Here is an 11516-nt window from a genome sequence, read left to right as displayed (position 1 = left end):
GGGGAATCCTTTACCAAAGTGCCTGTGTTTCTGTGTTAGCTATCTTTTCAAGAATTAAGAAGCGAGCTCAAGCAAAACTTCATCAATGATCTTCACGCCTTTCTTAATTTCACTCGGTTGAATCACCAGAGGTGGCGCGACGTGAATGCGGTTATTCACAATGAAGGTCAACAAGCCTCGCTTGGTCAATTCAGCTTTCAATTGGCCCATTTTCTCATTGCTCAATGGCGTCTTGCTTTCACGATCTTCCACCAGCTCAACTGCCCAAAACATCCCTTTTCCGCGCACATCACCGATCATCGGGTGCAACTCTTGAAGGCTGAGTAGAAGTGGCCCAAGAACGCTGTTACCGACATTATCGGCATGTGTGACAATGCCCTCTTGCTCCATCACATCAAGCGTTGCAACGATAGAAGCCATCGCCAAAGGGTGACCAGAATACGTTAAGCCGCCCATAAAGAAGTTCGACTTAAAGTACTCAACGATTGGTTCACTGACTACCACGCCACCAGCCGGAACGTAACCCGAGTTAACCCCTTTCGCGAAAGTGATCAGGTCCGGCACGACATTGAAGTGCTCAAACGCAAACCACTTGCCCGTTCGGCCAAAACCCACCATAACTTCATCGAAGATCAATTGAATGCCGTACTTGGTTGCAAGCTCACGCACACCAACAAGATAGTCTTTGGGTGGAATGAGAAAGCCTGCTGTTCCGGGAATAGTCTCTAAGATAATCGCCGCAATCGCTGTTGGCCCTTCGCACTCAATCACTCTCTCTAAATGCTGCAGGGCACGCTCACTCTCTTCTGCCTCAGTCGCCGCATTGAACTCGCTTCGATAGAGAAATGGATTGAAGAAGTGAACGTGCCCACGGCTATACTCGTTTGGAATACGACGAAAATCGCCCGTCGCCGCTATCGCTGTTCCGGTATTGCCATGATAAGAACGGTAAGCCGATAACACCTTATCGCGCCCTGTAAATTGTCTCGCCATACGGATCGCATTTTCGTTGGCGTCTGCTCCTGCATTGGTAAAGAACACCTTCTTAAATGTGCTTGGCGCTTTCGACAAAATGCGCTTTGCCGCCAAACCGCGAGTGAGGTTGGCAGTCGCGGGAGCAACGGTCACCAAGGAGTCCGCTTGATCTTTAATGGCTTTGATCACCTGTGGGTGCTGATGGCCAATATTGGTGTTGACGAGCTGGCTACTAAAATCGAGGTATTCCTTGCCTTCGTAATCCCACATTTTGCAACCTTGTCCACCCGCAATGGCGATAGGTTCAGCCGCTTCCTGAACTGACCAAGAATGAAATACGCTCTTGTCGAGGTCGATAATATCTTGGTTCACTAACTGTTCTGTTGATACTTCCATTTCATCGTCTCCATTAACAACACTAGATTCACAGCCCCTTGTGCCAAGCACGCCTTCAACGATGGAAGACGCGAAACACCAAATTGAAAAGGCTGCGCTATCGGATGGAATAATCTTCATCCCAAACAGGGCGGAGCGCATAGTGTCAGTTTCAACAAAACCGTGGGCCAGTGAAATTGGTCCAACCCCACATTCCTTTCAACCGATAACCTGACCCAATCCAATCGTTGAACTGGCTCTATTCAAAATTCTTAGGGATGAATAAATTGAAAGGCAGACGAGACAAATCTCATCAAATGCGAATAAAGAACAGCAGCTACCACAGTAGACAAGCACGCAACAACAAAGAGGTGAGCAAGAGTGGAAATGGGCTTGGCGATGACATTGATTCTGTTTGCAGGGGTAGTGCGAGGCTATTCAGGGTTTGGGTTTGCGATTATCGCAGCGCTATCCCTCAGCTTTATTGTTCCACCGCTGCAAGCCGTAACCATTGCGATCCTGTTGGATTTCTTAAGTACTTTTCCTCTGCTCAAACGAAGTAAGTCCACCGTCAACATTCGGCTTATTGCGCCGTTGTGTATCGGCATGTTGGTTGCGGTGCCCTTCTCGCTGTACTTCATTAGCACGATATCTGAAGCAGGCTTAAAGGCCTTTATCGCGATGATGTCTTTAGTCGCTGGCTCATTAATCATTTGTGATTTTCGTCTCACATGGCTACACCAGCGACACGCATTTTGGGCTGGGGCAATTTCCGGGTTCAGCATGACTACCGCATCTTCGGGAGGGCCTCCGTTAGTGACGTATTTGATGAACCTGACCATTGAAACCAGTGAACAGAGAGCCACTGCGATTGTGTTTTTTCTACTGAGTTCCGCGATCTCGCTGATCGGCTTCATGTGGATTGGCGCATTTAATCAAGCGTCATTCATCACAGGTTTATGGCTCTTACCGGCGGCTTTGATTGGCAATCTACTCGGGCAAAAGCTGTATCTATCAGCGCCGAATTTGTCTGCAAAAACAACGACCGCGCCGATTTTGATCGGCATGGCACTACTTATGTTAATTTCAAATTAGAAGGATTTACTTATGGATAAGATAGCGTTCATTACAGGGGCGACCTCTGGCTTCGGCAAAGCGGCAGCAAAGCGTTTTGCAGAAGATAACTGGTCATTAGTGTTGTCTGGTCGTCGTATCGAAAGGTTACTCGACCTAAAGGAAGAATTAACGGTGCCTGTGCATGTGATTCAACTCGACGTTCGAGACGCAGACGCCGTAAAACAAGCCATTGATTCACTACCCGCTGAATTTTCATCGATTACCGCATTGGTTAATAATGCGGGCCTCGCCTTAGCACCAGAAGGCGCACCTGATGTGGACTTAAAAGATTGGCACACCATGATCGACACTAATGTCACTGGGTTGGTCAATGTCACGCATGCACTACTGCCGACGTTAATTAAAAAAGGCGCTGGGAGCTCTATCATCAATGTTGGCTCAATCGCCGGACAGTGGCCTTACCCAGGCAGCCATGTGTATGGCGCCAGCAAAGCGTTCGTAAAGCAGTTTAGTTATAACCTACGCTGCGACCTACAAGGTACAGGAGTACGTGTGACTGACTTGTCTCCTGGCATTGCAGAAACGGAATTCACGCTAGTGAGAACCAAAGGTAATCAGATGGCTTCAGACAACCTTTACCAAGGCACAACGCCACTGTCAGCTGAGGATATCGCAGAGCAGATGTTTCATATTGCGACCTTACCAGAGCACATCAATATTAACCGAGTCGAGGTGATGCCAACTCGACAAGCGTGGTCTCCGTTTGCGATCGACAGAGATTAAGCATAAACAGACAGAACGAAGATCAAACACCCACAAACAAAAAGGTGGTCTACCCAAGTAGACCACCTTTATCGCTTCCTTCAGCTTTTCACTTAAATGTAATCGACCACATCAAAGTTTCCATGAGTTCATTCTCGGGCGAAAAACCAATCATAGACGCCACTTAAGCGTGGCCATGGATGTACCTAAACTCTTGCTCAATCGCATGAAGCATATTAATCGCGTTCTCGGACGATGCATGGATGATCTCGGTCTTAGGTGCCGCGCCTATTTGTTCGATTTTTATTTCGTTTTCAGAGAGCAGAGAGATAGTCGTGCGCTCAAACTCAAAGCTATTTAGGTTCACGTCCATAATGGCGCTCGCCCACTCAATTTCCTCCAAATCTTTGGTTGTGTATTGGTTGGTCAAAATACCGCAACTGCCGTCTGGTTTCGGCAATACATGATCAACAATGCCATCGTAATCGTTGTCCCAAATCAGAATTTCTAATTCACCGTCTCCATCACTCACGGCAGTAACGGGGTAACCACTTTCATCCAATGTGAGCAACACTTGGGTATGAGGCTTCAATTCAGGTTCCTGGTCGGTGTCTGGCTGAGGTATTGAATCTAGATATTGCGAGAATGAGTATTTGAGATAAGCCTGCACTTCTTCACTGTCATTGATGTTCATGCTGCTTGGTGCATCTGTGTGAGCGGTATTGATTGAGATTTCCGGCATGCCCGCTAAGAAGTCGTCGAATAGTTGCGTTGCTTTGTCTAACTCAGAGTGAGTTGCGATTATTTTACTCATGTTTATAGCCCTTTCAATTGATTAGGTTTCAATAAAAGCGAATAGCAGAGGTACAACAGGTGATGAATGAGGTGTGGGTGAATCCTTGATGGGTCGTCAATTTACATTAGCAAAGCCGAAGTAAAACTGTATGACAAAGAAATGAAGCTTGAGCATGAGTTTAATAAAGTGAGTTGGCGATCAATGTTCACGGTACTTAACTGTTTTTTTAACTGACGGGTGCCAATCTCTTCTAACGACACATAAAAAAGACCTAAAGCACGGTGATGCTTTAGGTCTTAATAAAGGCTGGAATATAACTCACATCAAGCTAGACAATTTTTTGCTCACTCTCTTCGTTCGTTGAATCGGTTTCTTTCGCTAAAAAACTCTCAACGATCTCTCTCAGCTTCCCTTGATTAACAGGCTTAGGTAGAAACTCATCCATCCCCACATCAAAACACAAATGCTTGTCTCTCTGCACAACGTTGGCTGTGAGTGCGACGATAGGAATATGTCGTGAAGAGCCCTCTTCCAGCACTCGGATCTGCTTAGTTGCTTCAAAGCCATCAAGCACAGGCATCTGACAGTCCATAAAGATCATCACGTAGTCATTGGCTTTAAACTTCTCAACACCAATTTCCCCGTTGTCGGCGATATCAACCTCAAGACCCAGCTTCTTAAGCATCATCTTGGCGACTTGTTGATTCACTCTCGAATCTTCCACAACTAAGACTTTGCCACTAAAAGAGGCCGTAACCGCCGCAGGTTTTGGTTCTTCTTTTACAGCCGTTTTCTCTGGTTGTGCTGGCTTAGCAACAGTCGCAGGTTTGGTTACTAGTACCGGTTCATTGTCTTTAAACGCCACCTCGCCTCGATTTGGATAGGTGAAGGTTGAAGTATCAGCGGCTCTCGCAAGCACCTCACTGATGGTCCACTTAAGTTGATTGTCTTGATAAGGGCGAGCGATGTAAGCGACAAAGCCTACTTGTTTCGCGCGAACTTCATCTTGCTTTCTTGGGTCGGCGGAGATCATCACTAATTTAGGACACTCGCTACCAAAGCGCTCGACTAAACTTCTCGCCAGCTGGAAGCCATCAACCGACGGCATCACTTTATCAATCAACACTAAGTCGTAAGGCGACGACTTAGCCACAGACTCTGAAACCAACTCTAGCGCTTGGTTTGCCGTTTCACAGCACTCTGACTTAACGCCGAAAGATTGCAGCTGTGTGGACGTTATACGCATGTTCAACTGGCTATCATCCACCAGCAATACCGAGACCTTATTAAAGTCGATATTGCTCTCGTCCGCTTCTAGACACGGGTCAAAGTCGGCAACGAAATAGAATGTACTGCCCTTGCCTTCGACACTGGTCAGTTCAAGCTTGCTGCCCATCAAGGTCACGATCTTATCGCATATCGTTAGACCAAGTCCTGTGCCGCCATAAATACGTGTGGTACTGCCATCGGCTTGCTGAAACTTATCAAATACCGATTGCTGTTTGTCTTCCGCGATGCCGATACCGCTGTCTGTCACCTCAAAGCGAACCCTCAACTTTTGCTCCGGTTCAATCACTTGTTCTAAATGAAGCGACAGCGTGACATGACCATGTTCAGTAAATTTGATGGCGTTGCCGACTAGGTTGTTCAACACCTGTCTGAGCTGAGTGCCATCTCCAATCACCATAGTTGGGATCTTAGGATCAATCGCGAGTTGGAATCTAAGTCCTTTCTGTTCAGCTTTAACTCGGAAGGTCGATTCCACATCCGCCGCGATGCCCATCATTTTCATCGGTTCTTGCTGAAGCTCTAAGCGGCCAGCTTCAATCTTCGAGTAATCGAGGATGTCGTTAATTAAGTCGAGCAGCGTCAGTGAAGAGGTGTTGAGCATATTCACATACTCTTTTTGCTCTTTCGGCATATCCATTTCAGAGAGCAGAGATGACAACCCGATAATCCCATTCATTGGGGTACGGATCTCGTGGCTCATGTTAGCCAGGAATTCACTCTTGTTACGATTAGCCACCTCGGCGATATCTTTGGCTTTTTCCAATTCTTGGTACTGTTGACGAATACGTTCAATCGACTGGTTGTAACTGCTCTCTAGCGTCGAGATCTCGTCTTTGTAAGTCGAATCGGTTGGGGTTAAGAAGCGCGGCTTGTTGTCTTCAACCTGCTGTTGATTGATCTGAGAGGACATGGCCATCAGGCGTTTCACGACCAGACGATACACTATCGTTAGACACACCAGAGAAAGTAAGAAAACTTTGACCGCTTCGAAGGCGAGTAATAACAGAACCCGTTCTTCGAAATCATTGAGTATCATACTTAAATCAGATTGCACCGTGAGCGTCGCTAATGGGAAGTCTTTGCCGCCCATCTGGTGCACCATCTCCCAAGACTGAGAGTAAGACTGGCCAGTGGTAGGTCGGCCGAGTTCTAGAATTTTTTCATCGGGGCTTTCTATTAGAAGATAACTAACAGAGGGTAAACGAGAGATGCCTTCAGCTTGCACAAACAGTTGGGTTCGGTCTTCCACCCATAAGCTCGCCGTTAAACCAGAGAGGTAGCCGGCTTTAACCTGTTCGATCTGAGAACTGATAAAAGAAACTCGATTTTGGTACTCCACATATAATCCCAGACCTGTCACTATGACTGTGAATAAGGTACTGATTGCGATGATTACCCCGATCAACTGTCGGGAGAGTCCAATATAGCGTTTTCCTTTTTTCACCATACACAAATTACCATTATTGTTATCCTAGCAAACTACAATTACTCAACTAGTATAATAGTAGTCATTCATCAAATAACTAGGGAAGGTTATGAAAAAACATCTTATCGTTGCATCCATAGTCAGTTTGTTTTCAAGCAGTTATGCTTTTGCAAGCGAACCTCTTCACTACTACATTATTGCGAGCCAAGCGCAACCTTTTCAGATCGAAACTGACGGGTCATCTCACAGAGGAATGGTATCGGATATTGTTGAAGCGGTATTCCATGACAGCCAATATGAGATCAACTACCACACCTACCCTTTTAACCGAATGATCGACAAGCTCGATGCTAGAGAGAACCCAAACTGGGTAACCTACGGCAGTCCAAGTTGGGGAAATATCCAATCTGTTAACCTGTCTGAAGATCCGATTTACAATGTAAAACACGTGTTACTCAGCAGCGGTAAAAAACCGTTTGAGTTCAATACAATCGACGATCTAGACGGAAAAGCAGTGGTATTGCTGGTGGGGTTTGAATATCCAAACCTAGAGCCATACATCCAACAAGGCAAGCTCAACGAGATTCGAGTTAAAGATTACACCGCTGCGTTTCGTGTCCTGAACCGAGCACCTGGCGATACTGTGTTTGTGGAAATGGAATCACGAATCAAATACAACCTAAACGAGCAGAAGCTGAGTATTGATGACTACCAGATGCAAGAGTTTGGTTCCGTCATAAATAACTACCCTATCCATTTGGCGTTCGACCCTGAGATGGACCCAAAACTGCAAACCTTCATCAACCAACGTCTAGACCAGATGAAAGACGATGGGCAGCTCAATGACATCGTACAGAGTTACTTGTAGCAACGGCATCACTTATAACCCAAGCATAACCGTGTAGCTTCGGTAACGCACTTTAGCTCTCTTCGATGCCTAACTCGCTCTTAAACTTAAAAGGCCGCCCTGTTAAGCACACAAGCTAAACAGGGCGGCCTTTTCGATTCGTCTTTAAAGGCTAAAAGAATTTACCCGTAATCGATCTACTTAATTTAGAACAACCGTAGGTCAATGGATTAATGCGCAGCAATCAAATGCAGTTGCTGAGTACGAAGCTGTTGACGCACTGCCATCAGAATCTTGCCTAAATGGTTCTCGCCAGTTCCATCGCCGCCATCGCCCCAAAAATGGTCTTTGTGTGAATGCTCCTTGATCACCGAATCTCCGGTATTGGTAAGAAACAGCGCAAATTGCGGATTCTGTCTGAATTTCTCGGTGACGATGAACTGCATCACTTCAACACGAATCTCATACCAATCCTCACGAACTTGGTCTTCGTAGTCACGGCTCAAAGAGAATGCTTCAGCAGGTGTGCTAGCTTGCAGAATCGTATTGCGAAGTACTTCGCAGGAGAACTTCATGGCTTGATAATAGTGTTCGCTGGTTGCCCAAATTTGATCATCAATCTTGATGGGGCAAGCTGCAAAATTTGAAAGGTATCCGTTTGGATCTTCAGGTTCATAAAATAGCACTTCTTTAGCTTGAGCCACAGAATTAGACATAGCCTTCTCCTTACCAACGACATCACATATTTTTGCTTTAACTTTAAAATTAGTGGCGTTGCATATTGCTGTCAAACAACTTGGTTAAAGAGTATGCCATGGACGCGTTTTTAGTCTAAAGGACGGGATTTCAAAAGGGCTTAGCGAAGCTGCAAACTAGAGAAGAGATTCAAACCGTTGATCTTACATAGATATAGTTTATAAAAAAGTACTTATAAATCAAAGGGTGGCATGGTGCCACCCTTCTAAATGCAATGGGGATTATTAGTGAATAAGACCTAGCTCCCTCGCTTCTTCCAGACTCAAACCGCTTTCTCTAATTTCTCTTAGAGCCTCGATACGACGACGAGCTTCAGCGGACTTCATTTTCTTTTCTGGTTTGAAAGATACTTCTTCTTCAGCATCCCACTTGTTTGCAATATTTGTCATTTCATCATGGTTGATAGAATTAATGGACATGTTTTCCTCCGAAAAGCACCATGTAATGGACAGGTAATCTGTAGCAAATGCTATTTCGCTTGTTAAGAAAATCTGTACTGAAATGTGATGATTCCGACGCTTCACAAACCTAATTAATAAATGCCTCATTTAAACTTTGCCAAAGGCATTTTCTGCAATTACATTTAAAAGATTCCCCATAAGAAATGTGGTTTGATCCAACTCTCATTTTCCCCTCTCCCAATTCTTCTTTTCCGCTGAAAATTCGTGAAATAACCCAAGATAAATTTCGAGGCACTTCATTCTTTTTGTGCTCATCGCTTTCACTAAATTCAACACATGTTAATGATAATAGTTATCAATATCATAACTGAGTATTTATCATGTCTGTGGGAATTTCAGATACACCACTTCTCGAAGTGAAGAATTTATGTGTCGACTACATCACCGATGACGGTGATTTCAACGCGGTCAAATCCGTCAGCTTTAGCATCGGTCAAGGTGAGATTTTTGGTTTAGCCGGGGAATCTGGCTGTGGCAAAAGTACCATCGCGTTTGCCATTAACCGTCTGCATAAGCCGCCCGCGTTCATATCCGGAGGCCAGATACTGTTTGGTGGACAAGACCTGCTGAGCTTATCAGACAGCCATTTGAATACCTTGCGCTGGAGCGAGATTGCCATGGTGTTCCAGAGTGCGATGAATTCACTCAACCCTGTATTAACCATCGAAGAACAATTTGCTGATGTGCTACGCCACCACAAAGGCATGACCAATGAACAAGCCAAAGATCGCGCAGAAAAGTTACTCGACCTGGTCAACATTCCGCGCAACCGACTCACTGAATACCCTCACCAGTTCAGTGGCGGTATGCGTCAACGTTTGGTGATTGCCATTGCCCTCGCCCTCAACCCTAAGCTAATCATCATGGATGAGCCAACAACGGCTTTGGATGTGGTCGTACAGCGTGAGATTTTGCAGCAGATACACCAACTCAGAGAGGAGTTTGGCTTCTCGATCCTCTTTATCACTCATGACTTAGCATTAATGAGCCAACTGTGTGACCGCATTGCCATCATGCGCCATGGCCAAATCGTCGAAGTCAATCAAGCCTACGAGATTCGCAACAATCCGCAGCACTCCTACACCCAAAAGCTATGGAGTTCTTTCCCTAATATTCACGAACATGCTCACGCGACAGCGTGCTAGGAGAGCTCTATGTCACAACCTATTTTTCAAGTAAAAAACCTCGTCAAAGAGTTCACTGTTGGCGGTGGATTTGGCAAAGAAGAGATATTCAGAGCGCTGCACGGCGTGAGCTTTGACCTATATGCAGGAAGAACGCTGGCACTGGTTGGCGAGTCCGGTTGCGGGAAAAGCACCTGCGCGAGGCTGATGACCAAGGTTTACCCTGCAACAGAGGGAGAGATCTTGTTCAACGGCAGAGACATCTCTACCCTCAAGAGCCGCAAAGACATTTTGGATTACCGCAGCCGTGTACAAATGGTGTTTCAAGACCCGTTTGGCTCACTCAATCCCACTCATACCATAGAGCACCACTTAACACGCCCGCTTAAGATTCATAAGCAAGTCGCCAATAAAGCGGCTCTAGAAGAACGCCTCAAGGAATTGCTCACGCTGGTGGAGTTACCCATCGAAACGCTCGCAAAGTACCCTCACGAGCTTAGTGGCGGCCAAAGACAACGGGTTAACCTAGCTAGAGCGCTTGCGGTTGGGGCTGAAGTCATTCTTGCCGATGAACCGACCTCGATGCTGGATGTTTCAATTCGACTTGGCGTGCTCAATCTCATGCAAAAAATGAAGAAAGAGCTTGGGATAGGCTTCTTATACATTACTCACGACCTTGCGACCGCTCATTACATCGCAGAAGAAACTGCGGTGATGTACAAAGGACAGATCGTTGAATGGGGATCAACCCAATCGATCTTAACGAATCCGCAGCACCCATATACCAAACTGTTGATCTCTGCGGTACCGGATCCTGATCTGCCATTTGGCGAACTCGTAAAAAATGAGCCAAACTATTCCATAGACGCAGATCGTATTCGAGAGCAGAGCAGCGAAATACAGCATGAAATTAAGCAAGTCTCTGATAATCACTTTGTAAAACAGTGGGATAACGTTGCATGAATGAACTAGACACTTGGTTAGAGCGAATCGGAGATTGGTACAAAGACCGAAAGCATGATCAAGTGGGACGGTTGGAACCTTTGATCTTAATGCCTCCAGATGCACTCTGGGGGCCTTTGATCACGGATGAACAAAGCAAAGGCATCGCATGTTGGTTAGACGGGTGCCTGCGTATCTTTACTTTCTACCGAAATTCAGACCACAACCCACATCACCAAGAAAAGGCGTATCAATACCTGATGTTCGCTTACAGCAAGCTTCAAGCGGTGTGTTATGACACGAAAGCGGAGCCAGACTTACAAGAGTGGTGTACACAGCGAGTGCAGCACTTGTGTGTGCTCGCATTGGAGTTTGCGAATCAACAACAAGAGCCGCGCTGGTTACAAGAATCCGAAAAGTTAATCGAATCGCATGTCCGCTTTATGACAAGCCAATCCCAGAACGATGATCAAGGTAATGTAAAACATCAGATTCACTGATCATCCCCTATCGATCCAATATCAACTCACCAAAATGACCGTCTACTTGAAACAACAGGATCCATTGCAAACATGATCTGACCTTGATCATGCTTCGGTATCCAATCATGTAAGCTATTGATTTTTAGTGTTTAGCGGAATTTTAGACAAAAAAAAGCGAGTCCCTTGGGGAACTCGCAAAAAAT

General features: G+C 45.8%; 11 protein-coding genes. 6 read left to right on the top strand and 5 right to left on the bottom strand.

Features of this window, described 5'->3' with window-relative positions:
• Nucleotides 1-54: 54 nt before the first annotated feature.
• A complete protein-coding gene (locus L0992_21160) occupies nucleotides 55-1371 on the bottom strand; it encodes an aspartate aminotransferase family protein (protein ID XGB68911.1) in 1317 nt (438 codons plus the stop codon).
• Between the two features lie 378 nt (nucleotides 1372-1749).
• Between L0992_21160 and L0992_21155 the strand changes: the two genes are divergently transcribed.
• Together L0992_21155 and L0992_21150 are read left to right on the top strand one after the other, a co-directional pair.
• On the top strand, nucleotides 1750-2445 hold the full coding sequence (locus tag L0992_21155) for a sulfite exporter TauE/SafE family protein (protein ID XGB70397.1): 696 nt from the start codon (nucleotides 1750-1752) through the stop codon (nucleotides 2443-2445).
• Between the two features lie 12 nt (nucleotides 2446-2457).
• On the top strand, nucleotides 2458-3210 hold the full coding sequence (locus tag L0992_21150; protein ID XGB68910.1) for an SDR family NAD(P)-dependent oxidoreductase: 753 nt from the start codon (nucleotides 2458-2460) through the stop codon (nucleotides 3208-3210).
• Between the two features lie 163 nt (nucleotides 3211-3373).
• Here the strand turns inward: L0992_21150 and L0992_21145 are convergent, their stop codons facing one another.
• Both L0992_21145 and L0992_21140 read right to left on the bottom strand, forming a co-directional pair.
• Entirely contained in the window at nucleotides 3374-4003 is a 630-nt protein-coding gene (locus L0992_21145; GenBank protein XGB68909.1) for a hypothetical protein, read from the bottom strand.
• A 310-nt stretch (nucleotides 4004-4313) separates the two neighbouring features.
• Complete coding sequence (locus L0992_21140) at nucleotides 4314-6722, bottom strand: response regulator (protein ID XGB68908.1); 2409 nt, start codon at nucleotides 6720-6722, stop codon at nucleotides 4314-4316.
• An 88-nt stretch (nucleotides 6723-6810) separates the two neighbouring features.
• Here L0992_21140 and L0992_21135 point away from each other — a divergent pair, with 88 nt between their 5' ends.
• Nucleotides 6811-7569 (top strand): ABC transporter substrate-binding protein, encoded by a 759-nt coding sequence (locus L0992_21135; GenBank protein ID XGB68907.1) that lies wholly within the window; start codon nucleotides 6811-6813, stop codon nucleotides 7567-7569.
• Nucleotides 7570-7778: 209 nt separating this feature from the next.
• Here the strand turns inward: L0992_21135 and L0992_21130 are convergent, their stop codons facing one another.
• A complete protein-coding gene (locus L0992_21130; protein XGB68906.1) occupies nucleotides 7779-8339 on the bottom strand; it encodes an NADAR family protein in 561 nt (186 codons plus the stop codon).
• A gap of 189 nt (nucleotides 8340-8528) precedes the next feature.
• Entirely contained in the window at nucleotides 8529-8723 is a 195-nt protein-coding gene (locus L0992_21125; GenBank protein ID XGB68905.1) for a hypothetical protein, read from the bottom strand.
• Between the two features lie 362 nt (nucleotides 8724-9085).
• Between L0992_21125 and L0992_21120 the strand changes: the two genes are divergently transcribed.
• Genes L0992_21120 through L0992_21110 form a run of 3 tightly spaced genes read left to right on the top strand, consistent with a single transcriptional unit; the run spans nucleotide 9086 to nucleotide 11331 of the window.
• Entirely contained in the window at nucleotides 9086-9910 is an 825-nt protein-coding gene (locus tag L0992_21120; GenBank protein ID XGB68904.1) for an ABC transporter ATP-binding protein, read from the top strand.
• 9 nt (nucleotides 9911-9919) lie between these two features.
• Nucleotides 9920-10852 (top strand): ATP-binding cassette domain-containing protein, encoded by a 933-nt coding sequence (locus tag L0992_21115; protein ID XGB68903.1) that lies wholly within the window; start codon nucleotides 9920-9922, stop codon nucleotides 10850-10852.
• Nucleotides 10849-11331, top strand: a complete 483-nt coding sequence (locus L0992_21110; GenBank protein XGB68902.1) for a transcriptional regulator — start codon at nucleotides 10849-10851, stop codon at nucleotides 11329-11331. Before L0992_21115 ends, L0992_21110 begins: the two co-directional genes overlap by 4 nt.
• Nucleotides 11332-11516 lie beyond the last annotated feature (185 nt).

Origin of the sequence: Vibrio pomeroyi (assembly GCA_041879425.1) — a bacterium.
GTDB classification, from domain to species: Bacteria; Pseudomonadota; Gammaproteobacteria; order Enterobacterales; family Vibrionaceae; genus Vibrio; species Vibrio pomeroyi_A.
This window is presented reverse-complemented; position numbering and strand designations above follow the sequence as displayed.

What these genes read in the sequence shown, in the direction of transcription:
- L0992_21110 (XGB68902.1), top strand. Translation starts at nt 10,849, where the DNA reads ATGAATGAACTAGACACTTGGTTAGAGCGAATCGGAGATTGGTACAAA.
- L0992_21135 (XGB68907.1), top strand. Translation starts at nt 6,811, where the DNA reads ATGAAAAAACATCTTATCGTTGCATCCATAGTCAGTTTGTTTTCAAGC.
- L0992_21115 (XGB68903.1), top strand. Translation starts at nt 9,920, where the DNA reads ATGTCACAACCTATTTTTCAAGTAAAAAACCTCGTCAAAGAGTTCACT.
- L0992_21140 (XGB68908.1), bottom strand. Translation starts at nt 6,722, where the DNA reads ATGGTGAAAAAAGGAAAACGCTATATTGGACTCTCCCGACAGTTGATC.
- L0992_21160 (XGB68911.1), bottom strand. Translation starts at nt 1,371, where the DNA reads ATGGAAGTATCAACAGAACAGTTAGTGAACCAAGATATTATCGACCTC.
- L0992_21150 (XGB68910.1), top strand. Translation starts at nt 2,458, where the DNA reads ATGGATAAGATAGCGTTCATTACAGGGGCGACCTCTGGCTTCGGCAAA.
- L0992_21145 (XGB68909.1), bottom strand. Translation starts at nt 4,003, where the DNA reads ATGAGTAAAATAATCGCAACTCACTCTGAGTTAGACAAAGCAACGCAA.
- L0992_21120 (XGB68904.1), top strand. Translation starts at nt 9,086, where the DNA reads ATGTCTGTGGGAATTTCAGATACACCACTTCTCGAAGTGAAGAATTTA.
- L0992_21155 (XGB70397.1), top strand. Translation starts at nt 1,750, where the DNA reads ATGACATTGATTCTGTTTGCAGGGGTAGTGCGAGGCTATTCAGGGTTT.
- L0992_21125 (XGB68905.1), bottom strand. Translation starts at nt 8,723, where the DNA reads ATGTCCATTAATTCTATCAACCATGATGAAATGACAAATATTGCAAAC.